Origin of the sequence: Pseudomonas qingdaonensis, from assembly GCF_018398475.1 — a bacterium.
GTDB lineage: Bacteria > Pseudomonadota > Gammaproteobacteria > Pseudomonadales > Pseudomonadaceae > Aquipseudomonas > Aquipseudomonas palmensis.
Genome location: NZ_CP074676.1, coordinates 5,094,327 through 5,111,219, shown reverse-complemented (window position 1 = coordinate 5,111,219; position 16,893 = coordinate 5,094,327). Strand labels below are relative to the sequence as shown.

Below are 16,893 nucleotides of genomic sequence, written 5' to 3'. Positions count from 1 at the left end.
AGGTCAGAAGTCGTAGCGCACGTTGGCGGTAAAGGTGTCGGCATCGAAGCCGCTGCTGGTCAGGTAGTTGTACGACCCGCCCACGCTCCAGGCACCGACGCGGTAGGTTGCGCCCAGGCCCAGCTCGTAGCTGTCGCGCGCCGGGGTGGCGCCGCGGGTGGTGAATGGCGTGCCACCCAGCACGAAGGTGGAGGTGGTGCCGGCCTTGTCGCCGATGAAGTCATGCCAGGCCATCAGCTTGGCTTCCGGCTCCAGGCTGCCCACGCCCAGGTCGAAGGCGGCTGCCAGGCGTGCGCCCAGGCCCATCTCGCCGATTTCGTAACGCTGGCTGCCGACGTTGAGCGCCGCCGAGCTGCCTTTTTCACGGTACGAGTCGATCGAGACGTTGGCGTAGCGCGCGCCGATCTGCGGCTCGAGCACTACCTGGCGGTCGAGCTGGAAGGTGTAGCCGGCCAGCGCGTTGACGCCGAAGATCTCGCTGTCGTAGTCGGCCTTGGCGCGGCTGCCGGCGATGTAGCGTTTGGACTCGTTGTCGTTCCAGCCGTACATCACCGAAGCGTCGACGAAGTAGTTGTCGAGGGTCCAGTTGCCGTACAAGGTCAGGGCATGGCCGCTGACATCGGTCTTGTTGCCCCGGTCGGATTTGACGTCGCTGGTCAGGTAGCTGTACGCCAGGCCCACGGTGGTATCGGGGTCGAGCTTGCCGTCGGCGCCCACGGCGATGCCGTTGGTGTTGGCATCGTAACCGTCGATACCGTGGCGACGATCCTGATCGGCATCGCTGGACAGTGCCTGTACCCATACGCCAGTGCCCGACAGGCCTTCACCGGACGACAGGCCGTTGCGGGCATTGCTGGAGCGGCGGGTGACGGCGTTGCCGACCAGGGTCTGGCTGCTGGTGGCGGCATTGATCACGCCGCGGCTGACATCCGGGGTCAGGGTTTCGGCGAGACTGGCCAGTTGCGCATCGCTGCTGGCGTTGGCGAAGGCCTGGAATACCGGATCGCTTTCGCTGAGCTGGCCCATCACGGTGTTCTTGAACGGTTGTATGGCATTGACTGCATTGCGCGAAGCACGGGCGCCGAGCAGGTTCTGCTCGATCGCTTCATCGCTGCGGGTTGCGACCAGCGCCTTCACATCCTGGCCCTCGATGCCGAAGTTTTTCACTTCGAGCAGCGCCGAGGACGAGACCACCGACAGGTTCTGCGCCTCTTCCCAGGTGCCGGAGTTCAGCAGGGTGTAGCGGGTGCCCTGGGCCGGGGTGCGGAAGTCGTCGGAGCGGGCTTGCAGCTCGATCTGGCTACCTGCGGAGAAGTAGGTGTTGCCGGTCACCTTGAGAATCGGTGAATCGGGCAGGGTCGTGTTATCCAGCAGCAGACGCAGGCGTGCGGTGTCGCTGTCGAGGTCGAGATCGCCGTCCAGCGTGGTGTGCGGTGCCAGCAGGGTCAGGGTGCCACCGTCGATGTCCACGTAGCCGGCACGGATGGTCGAACCGTCGAAAGCCACGTCGCCTTTGACCAGCACGCCACTCAGCCCCAGCAGATCACCTTTTACCTGGCCGCCGGACCAGTAGAAGTACGACTGCGCGTTGCTGTCTTCGGCCAGAATCGCCGCAGTGCCGCCTTCGAGCAGGCCGGCGGTCTGGGTGATGGAAAAGAGGTTGCTGCCGCTCAGGTTGACCAGATGGATGCCGATGCCATCTGCCGAAATGGTGCCGTTGTTGTTGATGTTGCTTTTGTAGGGCGGCGTGATGGACCCGCTGAAGACGGCATTCTCGACTTCGATACCGGCCGAGTCGGCGCCACGCGCGGTGATGGTGCCGCTGTTGATGATGCTCGACTGGGTGGAGGTGATCATCATGCCGTTGGCGTTCTGGCCCGTCACGGCAATGCTGCCGCTGTTGATCACATCACCGGCAATCTTGGCCAGGTACAGGTCCAGGCCCATGGCGCCTTCGCCGGTCACGTTGATGCTGCCCTGGTTGACCAGGTTGCCGCCGATGCTGGAATCGAGGGTGAGGGAAATGGCCGAGGGAATATCGGTGGCACGCGCCGCGCTGAGGTTGATCGCGCCGCTGTTGGTCAGGTTGCCCAGCACAGTGACATCGATCAGCTCGACGCCGGCGTTCTGCGATGTGCCGCTGAAGGTAGCGCTGCTGAAGGTATCGCCGGTATTGCTGTAGCCACCGGAGCTGAGGTCGTGATTCAAGTCGATAGCGGGAGAGGCATTGGCCGTGGCTGTAGCAGCGGCAATGGAAAGCGCCAGCAGTGAGCGGCGCAGCGATGCAGTATTCAAGAGGGTGTCCCTTCCAGGGTCGGAAACCGACGCGGGACAACCAGCGCATGCTGCGTCTGTTTCGGCCATCCCTGCCGGCTTGTCAGTGAGTGCTGAATCAAGCGCTGGGTACTGTACAGGATGGTTGTAGGACAATTCAGCAGCAAAAGCCGGTTAGGCTGCTTTTCGCGAAAAAAATGTGAATCAGCCTGCATCTGTAGGGAAAACAGGCAGATTGGCGGGAATTTAATCGATCGTGTGGGGTCGACCTGTGTCGTCCTGGCGAAGGCCAGGACGTCTTGCAACCGCAATCAGGCGAAGCTGATGTTGATGCGCTGCTGGCCGTAAACGACTTTGGCGGCAGAGATCAGCTGGTGCGGAATCTCCACGAACGGAATGTCGGAGTTGGTCAGGGCGATGTCCACCAGTTGCACCATGATCGAGTTCTTGCGCACCAGGATCACGTCCGACCAGTCGGTGTTGGTCATGGCCAGCGGGATGAAGTCGGAGCGCTTCATGAAGCTGCTCAAGGCTTCGAGCACGCCCAGGTTCTGCTTGGTGCCGTTGGGGCTGTGGCAGCAGTCGTTGAGCAGGATGAAGCCATCCGGGCCGACCAGTTCCTGGTAGTACATCAGGTCACGCAGGATGAATTCGTACTGGTGGCTGGCATCGATGTACACCACGTCGAAGGTCTCGATGCCGGTACGCGGTTGGATCGCGTCGATGGCGCTGATGGTGTCGGCGCGGATGACGGTGACGTTGTCCTTGTCGGCGAAGCGGTCCAGGCATTGCTGGTAGAGGTTGTCGAAGGTGGCCTGCTCATGCATCGGGCCGCCGTAGTAGTAGGCGTATTTCTCTGGTGGCTCGACCCATGGCGGCAACTGGTCGAATGGGCTGTAGTCGTCATTGGAGGCAGGGCTCCAGCTGTCGATCAGCACCATCTTTTCCGGGGTCAGGGCCTGGTAGAGCTTCATCGCGTTTTCGCCGCGCAGCACTCCCAGTTCCGCTACCACTGGCTGCTTGCCATAGGCGGTAAACACCGCGTTGAGTACGTGATAGAAGGTTTCACGGTAGGTTGTGCAGACTTTCATCGGTGACCTGCTCTGCTGCTAGTTCGGTTGCCAAGCATATCGGCCTGGCAATCGATTTCGAGAGGGCAGGTTCGATGCAATTTGTGACGCGCCCGATCAGCGCGTCACTGTGCATTGCTCAAGCCTGGGCCAGGCGGCCGACGCGTAGCCAGCCAAGCACGACCGCGCCAATCAGCAGGAAGCCGAGGTAGCCGAACAGCGGGTAGACCTGACCCACCAGGCTGACGAACCCGACCAGGCTGCCAACGAACGCCAGGGCGCCGGCGGCCGCCGAGCCGATGCGGAACGTGCGGGTGCCCGCTGGCAGCAATCGCGCCGAAAAGGAGTACAGGGTGCCAACGGCGGTGTTGAGGATCATCAGGAAAATGACCACGGCCATCACCAGGCCAAGCACCGGTGAAATCTCGGTGGCGATGGACAGCATGGGCATGGGCAGGTCGGCCACGCTGTCCAGGCGCGACAACAGCCCCAGGCTCATCACCAGCATCAGCACCCCCAGCAACGCGCCGCCGAAGATGCCACCCCAGATGGCGTGCTTCTCGGTCTTTGCGGTGCCGCCCATGATCGACAGAAAGGGCACCCCGGCCACGATGTTGTAGGACACGTACAACAGTGCCCCCAGCAGCCAATGGCTGGCGCCGGCGTCCTGCTGGCTGGCCAGTTGATCGAGCTCGCCGAAACTCAGGCCTCGGGTGGCCACGCCATACAGGGCCACCGCTACTGCCGTGAGAATCAACAGCGGGGTGGCGGCGCCGATCATGCCAATCACCTTCTGCACATCCAGGCACACGATGGCGACCACGATCACGGTCACCGCCAGGCTGCCGAACAGGGCCGGGATGCCGAACTGCTGCTCCAGCAGGGCACCGCCACCGGCCAGCATGACCACGGTCACCGCAAACATGAAAAAGGTGATCATCAGGTCGACGAAGGCGCCCAGGTAGCGTCCGCACAGGGCGTTCACCACGTCTTTATGGGAGCTGGCCCGCAGGCGGCTGCCCATGCCTGCCAATGCCATGCCGAGAAAGATGAACAGTGAGGCGCTGACCACTGCCCCGAGCAATCCCCATACGCCGAAATCGACGAACATCAGCAGCAGTTCCCGACCGGAAGCGAACCCGGCGCCGACAATCACACCGACGAACGCGCCGGCTATTTTCAGGCTCTCTTTCATGACGATTTCCCTCGAATTATTGTTGTTAGGGCTTATGGGGCGGGCCACTTTCCGTGGCCATGCCGGGGCATCGCAGTGGCAGGCGGCAAGGGTGTGCTAGCGGGCGCCGACCCAGGCCTGGACTTCGATCTCTACGTCGACCCCCAGTGCCAGCTGGCTGCCGCCGACCGTGGAGCGCACCGGAAAACCATTGTCGAAGTAGCGCTTGTACACCTCGTTGAAACCGGCGAAATGTTGCATGTCGGTCAGCCAGACCGTGGCCTTGACCACCTGATCGAACCCCACACCGCACTCGGTCAGGGTTTCGCCGATACGGCTCATGACCGCCTCGGTTTGCTCGCGGATATCCCCGAGCACCACGTTGCCCTGTGGGTCCATTGGTACCTGCCCCGAGAGAAACAGGAAATCGCCGACACGGATGGCCTTGGAGAACGGGTAGGGCAGATGGCTGGGGTAACGCTGCAGTTGTTCGGACATGGCATTGAACCTCGTGGGTGATGAGTGATTAACGCAAGCGGGCAGGTGCCAGGCGCTGTGGCTCGACACCTTGATGAAGCAGTGTTTGGGGCAGCGGCTGATCGAGCAACTGGGCGCAGGCCAGTTGCGACACGCCGGCCGCAGACTGGATGCCATAGCCGCCCTGTGCCGCGAGCCAGAAGAAGCCTTCGCGGTGATTGTCCCAGCCGACCACCAGGTCGCCATCGGCGACGAACGAGCGCAGGCCGGCCCAACTGTGACGCGGACGGCGGATGGTCAGGGAGGTGGCGGCCTCGATGTGGTAGATGCCGGTGGCGATGTCCAGCTCTTCAGGCATCACGTCATGGGGCGGCACGGGGTCGGCGTTGGCCGGGGAGCCCAGCAACTGGCCGGCATCGGGCTTGAAGTAGAAGCTTTCGTCGATGCCGATCACCGTGGGCCAGCGCGAGAAATCCATGCCCTGGGGGCCGTCGAAGGTAAAGGCTGTGCGTCGGCAGGGCTGCAAGCCGATGGGCTTCACGCCGCACTGCTGCGCAACCTCATCAGCCCAGGCGCCTGCGGCATTCACCAGCGTGCGCGCGCGCAACTGGCGACCGTCGGCCAGGGTCAGGTGCCAGTGACCGCCTTCGCGCGTGGCGACGCTCAGTTGCGCATCGCATTGCAGCACACCACCGGCACGGCGCATGGCGCGCAAGAAGCCCTGGTGCAGTGCATGCACGTCCAGATCGCGGGCGTCGGTTTCGAGCATCGCGCCAACCATTGCTTCCGGGTTCAGGCACGGCACCAACGCGAGCGCATGCTCGGTATCGATCAACGACACATTGCCAGCCTGTGCCGCACCGACAGCGAAGGTCTGTTCCAGCAGAGCCTGTTGCCCCTGGCCTGCGACATACAGGCAACCGCGAGGCTCCAGCAGCGCATGCTCGGTGAAATCAGCGGGCGGTTGCTCATAGAAAGTGCGGCTGGCGCGGGTCAAGGCCTGGATCTGCGGTGTTCCGTAACTTTCCATGAACATGGCTGCGGAGCGGCTGGTGGCGTGATAGCCCGGCTGGCTCTCGCGCTCGAGCACCACGACCCTGGCTTGCCCAGCCAGGCGATAGGCCAGAGAGGCCCCCGCTATACCGCCGCCAATGATGGCGAAATCGAAACATTCGCTGTCGTGCATACCGAGGTGCCTCCTGTTCCGAGTGGGAGAAGCAATGTCTTCGCCGCTGTTCTTGTAATTCTCAGATACGAGAAATGTAAGATATGAGAATTTTCCAGTCAACCTATTACCTTGAGGTATTATTTTTGGCCCTTGCCCGGCTTGGCCCAAGGCATTGTTTCCGTATGGCAGAGAAGTTTGCATGAGCTCCGATCCAGTCTCGCGTTCCCCGGCCCACCCCTTGATAGATCGCGCCCAGGTGGGTGCCCGTCTTCGTGTCATACGCAAGAACCAGAAGCTCACGCTCAAGCAATTGTCCGAGCGTTCAGGCGTGGCGTTGTCGACCCTGTCGAAGATGGAGCTGGCGCAGGTATCGGTGAGTTACGAGAAGCTGGCGGCGGCAGCGCGGGCATTGGGTGTGGATATCGCCCAGCTGTTCAACCCGGCCAAGGTGAGCGTGGGTGCGGTACAGCCCACGGTGGTGAGCACGGCCATCGATACGGCGGCGGGTTACAGCACGGGCAACTACGAGTACCACCCGATGGCGGGGGATTTTCCCGGGCGCAACATGACGCCGATGTATGCCCGCATCTGCGCGCGTGAGATGAGCCAGTTCGAAGACTACATTCGCCACCCCGGGCAGGAGTTTGCCGTGGTGCTTTCGGGCCGTGTGCGCATTCAGTTCGAAACGGGTGAATCCGTCAGTGTTGGTTGCCGGGAGACGGTGTATTTCAACAGCGCGATCGGGCACATCTACCTGGCTGAGGGCGAGGCGGGGAGTGACGCCGAGGTGATGGTGGTGATGACGGAGGTCTGACCTTGTGCTCGGCAGATTCCGAAAGCCATGGGGTGAGTGCCCCATGGCTGGCCGTTCAGGGGGTTAGCGCGACGCCCAGGCGTTGAAGCGTTGCTCCAGTTGTTCGCCATGGTCGGCCCAGAACAGCGGGTCTACCGGCACCTGCTGGGAAAGGTTCGCTGGCGCGGTGGGTAGTTCGGCGATGCGGTCCTTGTCGAGCAGTTGCATGGCCTGCAGGTTGGCGGCGCCGTAGTCGATATGTTCGGCGAAGCTTTTCTGTTGCGCGGGGTCGAGCGTGAAGGCAATGAACTCGCGGGTTTTCTCCTGGCGTGAAGCGCCCCGCGGGATAGCCCAGGAATCGAACTCGTAGAGGCCGCCGGACCAGACGATGTCCAGGTCGTACTTTTTCTTCTGCTTGGCCGAGAGGCGGCCGTTGTACACCGAGCTCATCACCACATCCCCCGCCGCGAGATACTGAGGTGGCTGGGCGCCGGCTTCCCACCACTGGATATGCGGCTTGATCTCATCCAGCTTGGCGAAGGCGCGGTCCTGGCCTGCCTTGGTGGCCAGCAACGTGTAGACGTCAGCGTGCGCTACCCCGTCGGCGATCAGGGCGAACTCCAGAGTCGATTTGGCCAGCTTGCGCAGGCCGCGCTTGCCCGGGAATTTCTCCACATCCCAGAAATCCTTCCAGCCGGTGGGGGCTTGCTTCAGCTTGCTGGTGTTGTAGGCCAGCACCGTCGAGTACACCAGGAACCCTATGCCGCAGGGCTGGATGGCGCCGGGAACGAAATGCTTGGTATCGAGGCCGATCTGAGCTGGGTCCAGCGTCTCGAACATGCCCTCTTCACAGCCCCGGGCAAGCTCGGCGGACTCCACCTCCACGGCATCCCAGGACACGCTGCGGGTATCGACCATGGCCTTGACCTTGGCCATTTCGCCGTTGTACTCGCCGGAAATGATCTTGCTGCCTCGGGCTTGTTGCCAGGGCTTGTAGAAGGCCTTTACCTGGGCCTCCTTGTTGGCGCCACCGAAGGAGACGATGGTGAGGTCGGCCGCGAGGCCGTGACTGGCAGTGACTATCCCCGTTGCGAGTGCTGCGAATTTCAGAGCTTTGATCATTATTGTTATCTCCTACTGTTCAAGGGTGATTGCACATCACTCGAGACACCGGGATCAATCGGTCCTCCCAGACGAGAGACATCCGGTTCTCGTTCCAGCGCTGCAGGGCAAACCGCACAGCCAACAGCAAGGCTCGCCACGCAGCGCAGTGTTCTCCTAAGGTGGTTTTGTGGTGCCCTAAGGTTTCATGGGGGTAAGGAGGGTAAAAGCTGACTTTTTCGATTCTTGGATTGGGGTTTACTAAACTATGAATGGATGAGGGGGTTCAATGGACACTCCCGGAGGCGCTGTCGATTTTTGCCATGCGATGTCATACAAGCATGAAAAAGCCCGCGCTTGGCGGGCTTTCTGGGATCGTGTCAGAGGCTGTGTGCGTACTTCTCATCAACCTTGCGTCTTTCAAGCGTGTACTGCTTCAGGTCGATTTCATCCGTGGCCAGCCTGGAGTCGAGATTGTCCATCTCGGTTCTTTTCAAGTTGGACACGTGCGCTTTAGTGGCTTGATAGTTGATCGATTCTGCAGCGTCATACCCGCTGACAGGGTCCCATAAGATCGAGATAGGCCAGAGCAAAAGGTTGACCACGCCAAACCCGTAGGAGCGTCCATAAAAGGAACCCCCGCCAGGCAGGAGGCCAAGTGCGGCTCCCACGCCAGGGCTCTTTTCCTGAACCGCGAGGTTACTTGCCTTGTAACTTGCGAGTTCCGATTGTTGGACCGAATTGAGGCCGGTTGCGCAGCCTGTGCTTAATACTATGAGCATGGCTGCCGTCAAATATCCTGGATTCCTTTGGTACCAGTCGCGCTCGGCCCCCTCCGGGCCGCGCCGCGGCGGATTCTACAGGGGGCGTGATGTTTTTGTGCCATCATCGGCGGATTGGACACAGTTCCATCAGAGTGGGTGGTGCTGATTGACTTTGGTCTTCCCATCTTCCCAGCCTGCGTGGGAGCTTAAAACTCAGAAAGCCCCAGCGGCCCTGAGATTCCGTATTGCGGAATTTCAGGCAAAAAAAAGACGTCCGAGGACGTCTTTTCTTTGTTTGGTGGAGCCGGGGGGATTTGAACCCCCGTCCGCCAGTACTCCGCTGTCGGTACTACATGCTTAGCCGTGTCTATTGAGTTAATCCGCAGCCGCCCGACGGGCAGGGTGCTTTGGACGAGTTGGGTAAGTTTTAGTCGCTTTGCCCCCAACGTGCTACACGACGATCCTGTTCTGTATGACAATCACTTCGGGTTTACAGGCATCCCCTAGTGATTGCTGGAGCCGAAGCTACCAGGAGAGCGGGCTCAGCTGCTTACGCAGCGAGAGCGTAACCCTCGTAGTTTTCGTCATTGGCAACTATAGAAAGTTGCAACAGTGGATTTACGAGTTCTGTTACCAACTCGGCATGCACCTAGAGTTTCATCACCGGCGTCGAATCCTAATCGGCCCCATTTTTTACTGCTCTAGCGCTAGCACCGTTTCGGGTGCATGTGACGGAGTATACGCCATCGGTCGGGCGACGTCGACTACCGGTCCGGTCGCCCACCGAGGTTACTGACCGTTGCCGCCCTTGTCGGTCTTCTCGAGGCGCGACAGCACCTTGGCGCTAATGGTGATGCAATCCTTGTCGTTGCCCGCCGCCTGCGCGGCCTTGGCGTCAGCCACGTGCTGCTTCAGCGCATCGTCCAGCCCTTCGGAGGTCGCGCCCATGGTTGCCATCTGGTCGTCGATCTTCTGCAGGTTGCTGGTACACAGGTCTTTATCCGCCGCGAACACAGGCGAGGCTAGCAGTGCGGCGCTGAGGAACAGTCCGGTAATCGCAGTACGCTTCATGTGAATCTCCTTGGCTGGGAAGGCCTCAGGATAAGGGGCCTATTTGCATGGACTGCGGCCGATGCCAGGGGTTCAGACGGATGTTGTGGCAGATGGCCTGTTCGCCGGCATGGCCAGCTCCTGCAGGTTCGCAGGAGCCGCCTTGGCTCACAGCGCCCTGGCTCTGGTCACCCGATCCACCAGGTACACCAGGCCGTGATAGTCGATGCCGCCATGCTCGCTCAGGCCGATTTCACAGGTGCGGCTGGTGGAGATGCCTTCGCTGCAGTACTGCACGGCGTCCTTTAGGCTGCGCAGTGAATGTGCGTTCAGTTCGGGGGTGGTGAAGCCCTTGTCGCCGGCAAACCCGCAGCAGTGGATGCCCTCGGGTATCACCACCTCTTTGCTGCAACGCCGTGCCAGGTCGATCAGGGCCTGGCTCTCGCCCAGGTGCTGGGTGCTGCAGGTCACGTGCACGGCAATGGGTGCGTCCTGCGGGGTGAACTCCAGCTTGTCCACCAGGTGGGTGCGGATGAAGCGCACCGGGTCATACAGGTCCAGGCGCGAGTCCTTGAGGTCTTGCACCAGGCGCAAGGTGCACGGGCTGGTGTCGCAGTAGATCGGGTCGAGCCCGCCGCGGCTGGCATGCAGCAGCGCGCCGATCAGTTCCTGGCGCTTGTGCTCGGCCTGTTCGGCATAGCCCTTGGAGGCGAACGGCTGACCGCAGCACAGGCTGTCCTGGTTCTCGGGGAACACCACCTGGTAGCCGGCCTTTTCCAGCAGGCCGCGGGTCTTGTCCAGCAGCGAGGTCTGTTCGCGATCGCCAGCGGCCGGGCCCATGACGCGCGATACGCAGGCCGCCAGGTACACCACGCGGGGCCGCGCATCGTTGCTCGCCGGGCTGAACTGAATGGGTTGCAGGGGCTGCGGCATGGCCGGCGTCCAGAGCGGCAGGCGGCCGTTGCTGGCTTTGCTCAGCGATTGGCTGATGCGGGCCAGACGTGGCGCGCCCAACAGGCGGCGGGCACCGTTGGCTGCGCGCAGGGTGAGGCGGGCGCCGCTTAGCGCGGTGTGGAAATGCTCCGCCAGCCAGTCGGCCGTTTTCACATGGCTGGCAGCCTGGGCGCGCAGTTTCTTCACCAGTTCGCCGGTGTTGATGCCTACCGGGCAGCGCTGGGCGCACAAGCCGGTGGCGGCGCAGGTGTCGATGCCCTGGTACTGGTAGTCGCGTTCAAGCGCGGTGGTATCGACCCCGGCGCGCTTCTTGGCCTGGATGTCGCGCCACATCACGATGCGCTGGCGCGGGCTCAGGGTCAGCCCCTTGGACGGGCACACCGGTTCGCAGAAGCCGCACTCGATGCACTTGTCGACGATCTCGTCGGCGGCCGGCAACGGCTTGAGGTTCTTAAGGTGGATCTGCGGGTCGTCGCTGAGCACGACATCCGGGTTGAGGATACCGTTGGGGTCGAGCAGGCGCTTGAGCGTCCACATCAGCTGGTAGGCATCGTGGCCCCATTCCAGTTCGACGAACGGCGCCATGTTGCGCCCGGTGCCATGCTCGGCCTTGAGCGAACCGCCGAATTCGACCGCCACCAGGTGCGCCACGTCGTCCATGAACGCCTGGTAGCGGGCGACCTCTTCGGCGCTGTTGAAACCCTGGGTGAACACGAAGTGCAGGTTGCCCTCCAGCGCATGGCCGAACAGGATGGCTTCGTCATAGTGGTGCCGCTCGAACAGCTCGATCAGGCGGTTGACGCCGATGGCCAGTTGCTCGACCGGGAAGGTCACGTCTTCGATGATGACCGTGGTGCCGGTCTTTCGTACGGCGCCGACGGCCGGGAAGGTGTCCTTGCGGATGGCCCAGAGCTTGGCGTTTTCCTTGGCGTCTTCGGTGAAGTCGACCTGTTTCTCGACCGGAAATTGCGCCAGCGAGGCCATGATCAGGCCCAACTGCTCGTGCAGCAGTGTCTGGGTGGCAGCGCGGGACTCGATCAGCAGGGCGCACGCACCCTCGGACAGCTGCTGCACGAAGGCCGGCATGCCGGGCTTGTCCTGCACCGAGCGCAGGCTGCGCCGGTCGAGCAGTTCCACGGCCGATACCGGCTGGCTTTTCAGTACGGTGACGGCGGTGCAACAGGTTTCCACGTCCGGGAACACGATCAGCGCCGACGCCTTGTGCGGGTGATCGATCACGGTGTCGTAGGTAACCGCGCTGATGAAGCCCAGGGTGCCCTCGGAGCCCACCAGCAGGTGGTTGAGGATGTCCAGTGGCTGGTCGTAGTCGACCAGGGCGTTGAGCGACAGGCCGGTGGTGTTCTTGAGCCGGTACTTGTGGCGGATTTTCGCAGCCAGTTCGGTGTTGGCGCGGGTCTCGCGGCCCAGGCGCGCGAGCGATTCGAGCAGGTCGGCATGGCTGCTCTGGAAGGCCGCGACGCTGGCCGGGTCTTCGCTGTCCAGGCGGGTGCCGTCGGCCAGCACCAGGCGCAGGCCGGCCAGGGTGTGGTAGGTGTTCTGGGCGGTGCCGCAGCACATGCCACTGGCGTTGTTGGCAACGATGCCGCCGATCTTGCAGGCGTTGATGGACGCCGGGTCGGGGCCGATCTTGCGTCCGAACGGCGCCAGCCAGGCGTTGGCCTGGGCGCCGATCACGCCGGGTTGCAGGCGGATCTGCCGGCCTTGCTCGCGAATCTCGCGACCGTTCCAGTTGTCGCCCAGTACGATCAGCACCGAGTCGCTGATGGCCTGGCCCGACAGGCTGGTGCCGGCGGCGCGGAAGGTCACCGGCACGCGGTCGCGCTGGGCCAGCTGGAGCAGGCCCACCACTTCGTCTTCGCTTTCCACGCGCACCACCAGCTTGGGGATCAGCCGGTAGAAGCTGGCGTCGGTACCGAAGGCCAGGGTAGACGTGGGGTCGTCGAAGCGGCGCTCACGGGGGATCAGGCGTTCAACCGAGTCGAGAAACGCGGTGGGCAGGCTCATGCAAACTCCTCGCGGGGCCACGGCGTCTATCGCGCCGCGTGCCCCGGACAATCAGGCGGTGATGGGGCAGGCGGTCAGGCGCCGAATTCGCGTACCAGCGAATCGCGAGTGATCTCGCTGATGGACTTGGCGCCGGTCAGCACCATGGCCACGCGCATTTCCTTTTCGAACAGGTCGAGCAGGTTCTTCACGCCGGCTTCGCCTGCGGTGGCGAGGGCATAGAGGAAGGCACGGCCGATCAGTACGGTGTCTGCGCCCAGGGCGATCATGCGCACCACGTCCAGGCCGCTGCGGATACCGGAATCGGCAAGGATCTTCAGGTCGCCCTTGACCGCATCGGCGATGGCCGGCAGGGCACGGGCGCTGGACAGCACGCCGTCGAGCTGGCGACCGCCGTGGTTGGACACCACGATGCCGTCGGCACCGAACTTCACGGCGTCGCGCGCGTCGTCCGGGTCGAGAATACCCTTGATCACCATCGGGCCATCCCAGAACTCGCGGATCCATTCCAGGTCCTTCCAGGAAATCGACGGATCGAAGTTGGCGCCCAGCCAGCCGATGTAGTCGGCCAGGCCGGTGGGGCTGCCGCGGTATTTGGAGATGTTGCCCAGGTCGTGGGGCTTGCCCAGCAGGCCTACATCCAGCGCCCACTGGGGGTGGGTCATGGCCTGCCACATGCGCCGCAGCGGTGCGTTAGGGCCGCTCATGCCGGAGTGGGCGTCACGGTAGCGTGCGCCGGGTACGGGCATGTCCACGGTGAACACCAGGGTGGTCACGCCGGCGGCCTTGGCACGCTCCAGGGCATTGCGCATGAAGCCGCGGTCCTTGAGCACATAGAGCTGGAACCACATGGGCCGGTCGATGGCCGGGGCCACTTCCTCGATCGGGCACACCGACACGGTCGACAGGGTGAAGGGGATGCCCTTGGCCGCCGCGGCACGTGCCGCCTGCACCTCGCCGCGCCGGGCGTACATGCCGGTCAGGCCGACCGGTGCCAGGGCCACGGGCATGCTCAGGGTTTCATCGAACAGGCGGGTCTCGAGGCTGAGCTCGGACATGTTCTTCAGAACGCGCTGGCGCAGGGCGATGCTGGCCAGGTCTTCGACGTTGTGGCGCAGGGTGTACTCGGCGTAGGCGCCGCCGTCGGCGTAGTGGAACAGGAAGGGCGGCAGCTTGCGTTGGGCTGCGGCGCGGTAGTCGGTAGAGGCTGAAATGATCATGGTGTCTCGCAGCGTCGGTTGAAAGGGGCAGCTGCCGGGCGCCCTTGGGGCGCCCGGCCTCTTTCACTTTAGTGAACCAGCATGCCGGTCAGCCAGTACGCCTGGATCAAGGTGATCAGGCCGACGATGGTGGCGAAGAACAAGCTGTGCTTGAGGGTGAAGCGGAACAGGTCCGACTCTTTGCCAACCAGCCCGGTGGCCGCGCATGCCACGGCGATGGACTGTGGCGAGATCATCTTGCCGGTAACGCCGCCGCTGGTGTTGGCGGCCACCAGCAGGGTGTCGTTGACCCCGATCTGGTGCGCGGTGGTGGCCTGCAGCGAGCTGAACAGCGCGTTGGACGAAGTGTCCGAACCGGTCAGGAACACGCCCAGCCAGCCAAGGAACGGCGAGAAGAACGGGAACGCTGCGCCGGTGCCGGCCAGTACCAGGGCCATGGTCGACGACATGCCCGAGTAGTTGGTGACGAAGGCAAAGGCCAGCACCATGCCGATCGACAGGATCGGCCAGCGCAGTTCGAAGAAGGTTTCCTTCAGCGTGGTCAGGCCGGTCTTGAAGTTGATCTTCAGCACCAGCATCGACAGCAGCGCGGAGAAGAAGATCGCGGTACCGGTGGCCGAGATCGGGTCGAGCTTGAACACCGCCGGCATGGCGGTCGGGGCGGCGACGATCGGCGCGGTCTTGATCACCAGCTGGTCAAGGTGCGGGATGGCGAAGTTGAACACCCAGCTGTACATCGAACCACCGGCGGCAAAGGCCGCCTTGAATGGCTTTAGGGTCCAGATGGTGACCAGCACGGTGAGGATCAGGAACGGCGACCAGGCCTTGAAGATCTCGCCAAAGCTGTAAGGCGAAGGCTGGCTGCCGCCACCGTTGACCACGGCTGCACCGACGCTGCCGGTAGCGGTGGTCATCGAGCGCTTGGGCTGCCAGACCTTGAGGAACAGGGTCAGGGAGATCAGGCTGGCCAGTGCCGAGGTGATGTCCGGCAGTTCCGGGCCGATGAAGTTGGAGGTGAAGTACTGGGTGACGGCGAAGCTCAGGCCGGCCACCAGGGCTGCAGGCCAGGTCTCCTTGACGCCGCGCAGGCCGTCCATCATGAACACCAGCCAGAACGGCACGAACAGCGACAGCAGCGGCAATTGACGACCGGTCATGGCGCCGATCTTGAAGGCGTCGATACCGGTGACCTGGCCGGCCACGATGATCGGGATACCCAGGGCGCCGAAGGCCACCGGGGCAGTGTTGGCGATCAGGCACAGGCCGGCGGCGTACAGCGGGTTGAAGCCCAGGCCCACCAGCAGTGCAGCGGTAATGGCCACGGGTGCGCCGAAGCCTGCCGCGCCTTCCAGGAAGGCACCGAAGCAGAAGCCGATCAGCAGAACCTGCAGACGCTGGTCGTCGGTGATCGACAGCACCGAGCTGCGGATCACTTCGAACTGGCCACTCTTGACCGTCAGTTTGTACAGGAACACCGCCGCGACGATGATCCAGGCGATGGGCCACAGGCCATAGGCAAAACCGTACCCGGCAGCAGCCAGGGCCATGTCGGCGGGCATCTGGAAGGCGAAGATGGCGACCAGGATCGACAGCGCCAGCGTGATGCTGCCTGCCACATGACCCTTGAGGCGGAACACGGCCAGCGCCAGGAAGAAGAACACGATAGGGATGACTGCCGCCAGGGCGGACAGGCCGAGACTACCAAGCGGACTATAGAGTTGTTGCCAGGTTTGCATATGGGGTGGCCCCTAATTGTTGTTGGTCATGCAGTGGCATTGGCTAATTGGTCATACCAATTTACAATGTCGAGCCGCTAGGTTAAGAGCCCTGTGGTGGGTGTGTCAATTTGCCCCGCTAAAACTTTCGTCGGACGGTTGAAAAAAGGTCGGCTGAGCGGCTTCGAAATTCGCCAACTGGTGGGTGTGGCGTGGGCACCGATAGGCCAAAATAGGCGGCCCCGAACGAACTCGGGATTGTGGAGAGCATGTGATGGTTTTCAACCAGGTCCGCCAACGCCGTTTGTCCGACGATATCGTCGAGCGGCTTGAGGGGATGATTCTTGAAGGCACCTTGACCGCCGGTGAGCGGTTGCCGGCCGAGCGGCAACTGGCCGAGCAGTTCGGGGTGTCACGCCCGTCGTTGCGCGAGGCGATCCAGAAGCTGGTAGCCAAGGGCATGCTGGTGAGCCGACAGGGTGGCGGCAATTATGTTGCCCAGTCGATGGGTTCGACGTTCAGCGACCCCTTGTTGCAATTGCTGGAGAACAATCCGGAGGTCGAACGCGACCTGCTGGAGTTTCGTCATACGCTGGAGGCGTCGTGTGCCTATTACGCCGCATTGCGTGCCACCGCGGTGGATCGCGAGCGGTTGAAGGTGGCGTTCGATGCGCTGCAGGACTGTTATGCGCGTGCCGATGAGGTGAGCCGCGCCGAGGAAGGGGCGGCGGATGCGTCGTTCCACCTGGCGATTGCCGAGGCCAGCCATAACGCGGTGCTGCTGCATACCATTCGCGGGTTGTTCGACCTGCTCAAGCGCAACGTGGTGACCAACATCGGCGGTATGTACAAGCAGCGCAGCGAGACCCGCGACATGCTGATTGCGCAGCACCGGGACCTGTACCTGGCGATTGTCGAAGGGCGTGCGCAGGATGCACGGGAGGTGTCGAGCCAGCACATTCTGTATGTGCAGGAGGTGCTCGAAGAGGTGCGTCAGGAAGTGCAGCGGGTCGCGCGGGCAGAGCGGCGCAACGGGCGCTAGACAAGCGTTGCGGCTTTCGCCGGCAAGGCCGGCTCCTACAGGGTTTCGCTTGGCCTGTAGGAGCCG

13 protein-coding genes and 1 other RNA gene are annotated in these 16,893 nt (G+C 62.8%); 2 read left to right on the top strand and 12 right to left on the bottom strand.

Annotated elements, in window-relative coordinates:
• Positions 1-3 precede the first annotated feature (3 nt).
• From KH389_RS23335 to KH389_RS23315, 5 genes are all read right to left on the bottom strand, one after another.
• Positions 4-2,295 carry an autotransporter family protein gene (locus KH389_RS23335; protein WP_213606343.1) on the bottom strand — a complete coding sequence of 764 codons (2,292 nt, stop codon included), beginning with the start codon at positions 2,293-2,295 and terminating at the stop codon, positions 4-6.
• Positions 2,296-2,585: 290 nt separating this feature from the next.
• The gene (locus KH389_RS23330) at positions 2,586-3,365 is read right to left on the bottom strand and encodes a class I SAM-dependent methyltransferase (protein WP_043863851.1); all 780 of its coding nucleotides are present in this window, start codon (positions 3,363-3,365) and stop codon (positions 2,586-2,588) included.
• A 118-nt stretch (positions 3,366-3,483) separates the two neighbouring features.
• Positions 3,484-4,539, bottom strand: a complete 1,056-nt coding sequence (locus KH389_RS23325; RefSeq protein WP_043863850.1) for a YkvI family membrane protein — start codon at positions 4,537-4,539, stop codon at positions 3,484-3,486.
• A gap of 96 nt (positions 4,540-4,635) precedes the next feature.
• Positions 4,636-5,016: a RidA family protein gene (locus tag KH389_RS23320; protein WP_058540570.1), complete on the bottom strand. Its 381-nt coding sequence runs from the start codon at positions 5,014-5,016 to the stop codon at positions 4,636-4,638.
• A gap of 28 nt (positions 5,017-5,044) precedes the next feature.
• A complete protein-coding gene (locus KH389_RS23315; protein ID WP_213606341.1) occupies positions 5,045-6,181 on the bottom strand; it encodes an NAD(P)/FAD-dependent oxidoreductase in 1,137 nt (378 codons plus the stop codon).
• Between the two features lie 181 nt (positions 6,182-6,362).
• Here KH389_RS23315 and KH389_RS23310 point away from each other — a divergent pair, with 181 nt between their 5' ends.
• Positions 6,363-6,977 (top strand): helix-turn-helix domain-containing protein, encoded by a 615-nt coding sequence (locus tag KH389_RS23310; RefSeq protein WP_088513846.1) that lies wholly within the window; start codon positions 6,363-6,365, stop codon positions 6,975-6,977.
• Between the two features lie 63 nt (positions 6,978-7,040).
• Here the strand turns inward: KH389_RS23310 and KH389_RS23305 are convergent, their stop codons facing one another.
• The 7 genes from KH389_RS23305 to KH389_RS23275 form a co-directional block, all read right to left on the bottom strand.
• Positions 7,041-8,078 (bottom strand): ABC transporter substrate-binding protein, encoded by a 1,038-nt coding sequence (locus KH389_RS23305; RefSeq protein ID WP_043863846.1) that lies wholly within the window; start codon positions 8,076-8,078, stop codon positions 7,041-7,043.
• Positions 8,079-8,437: 359 nt separating this feature from the next.
• Positions 8,438-8,839, bottom strand: coding sequence for a hypothetical protein (locus tag KH389_RS23300; protein WP_213606339.1), 402 nt, complete (start codon positions 8,837-8,839; stop codon positions 8,438-8,440).
• Positions 8,840-9,117: 278 nt separating this feature from the next.
• Positions 9,118-9,509, bottom strand: a transfer-messenger RNA (tmRNA) gene (gene ssrA, locus KH389_RS23295).
• A 101-nt stretch (positions 9,510-9,610) separates the two neighbouring features.
• Positions 9,611-9,892 (bottom strand): hypothetical protein, encoded by a 282-nt coding sequence (locus tag KH389_RS23290; protein WP_043863844.1) that lies wholly within the window; start codon positions 9,890-9,892, stop codon positions 9,611-9,613.
• A 147-nt stretch (positions 9,893-10,039) separates the two neighbouring features.
• Positions 10,040-12,850 carry an FAD-binding and (Fe-S)-binding domain-containing protein gene (locus tag KH389_RS23285; RefSeq protein WP_054916544.1) on the bottom strand — a complete coding sequence of 937 codons (2,811 nt, stop codon included), beginning with the start codon at positions 12,848-12,850 and terminating at the stop codon, positions 10,040-10,042.
• Between the two features lie 74 nt (positions 12,851-12,924).
• Positions 12,925-14,070, bottom strand: coding sequence for an FMN-dependent L-lactate dehydrogenase LldD (lldD, locus tag KH389_RS23280; protein ID WP_043863842.1), 1,146 nt, complete (start codon positions 14,068-14,070; stop codon positions 12,925-12,927).
• 68 nt (positions 14,071-14,138) lie between these two features.
• Positions 14,139-15,806 (bottom strand): lactate permease LctP family transporter, encoded by a 1,668-nt coding sequence (locus tag KH389_RS23275; RefSeq protein ID WP_043863841.1) that lies wholly within the window; start codon positions 15,804-15,806, stop codon positions 14,139-14,141.
• 253 nt (positions 15,807-16,059) lie between these two features.
• Between KH389_RS23275 and KH389_RS23270 the strand changes: the two genes are divergently transcribed.
• The gene (locus KH389_RS23270) at positions 16,060-16,827 is read left to right on the top strand and encodes a GntR family transcriptional regulator (RefSeq protein ID WP_043863840.1); all 768 of its coding nucleotides are present in this window, start codon (positions 16,060-16,062) and stop codon (positions 16,825-16,827) included.
• Positions 16,828-16,893: the final 66 nt, after the last annotated feature.

Coding starts and splice junctions, on each gene's coding strand:
- lldD (WP_043863842.1), bottom strand. CDS start 14,070: ATGATCATTTCAGCCTCTACCGACTACCGCGCCGCAGCCCAACGCAAG.
- KH389_RS23320 (WP_058540570.1), bottom strand. CDS start 5,016: ATGTCCGAACAACTGCAGCGTTACCCCAGCCATCTGCCCTACCCGTTC.
- KH389_RS23315 (WP_213606341.1), bottom strand. CDS start 6,181: ATGCACGACAGCGAATGTTTCGATTTCGCCATCATTGGCGGCGGTATA.
- KH389_RS23300 (WP_213606339.1), bottom strand. CDS start 8,839: ATGCTCATAGTATTAAGCACAGGCTGCGCAACCGGCCTCAATTCGGTC.
- KH389_RS23305 (WP_043863846.1), bottom strand. CDS start 8,078: ATGATCAAAGCTCTGAAATTCGCAGCACTCGCAACGGGGATAGTCACT.
- KH389_RS23285 (WP_054916544.1), bottom strand. CDS start 12,850: ATGAGCCTGCCCACCGCGTTTCTCGACTCGGTTGAACGCCTGATCCCC.
- KH389_RS23310 (WP_088513846.1), top strand. CDS start 6,363: ATGAGCTCCGATCCAGTCTCGCGTTCCCCGGCCCACCCCTTGATAGAT.
- KH389_RS23325 (WP_043863850.1), bottom strand. CDS start 4,539: ATGAAAGAGAGCCTGAAAATAGCCGGCGCGTTCGTCGGTGTGATTGTC.
- KH389_RS23330 (WP_043863851.1), bottom strand. CDS start 3,365: ATGAAAGTCTGCACAACCTACCGTGAAACCTTCTATCACGTACTCAAC.
- KH389_RS23270 (WP_043863840.1), top strand. CDS start 16,060: ATGGTTTTCAACCAGGTCCGCCAACGCCGTTTGTCCGACGATATCGTC.
- KH389_RS23290 (WP_043863844.1), bottom strand. CDS start 9,892: ATGAAGCGTACTGCGATTACCGGACTGTTCCTCAGCGCCGCACTGCTA.
- KH389_RS23275 (WP_043863841.1), bottom strand. CDS start 15,806: ATGCAAACCTGGCAACAACTCTATAGTCCGCTTGGTAGTCTCGGCCTG.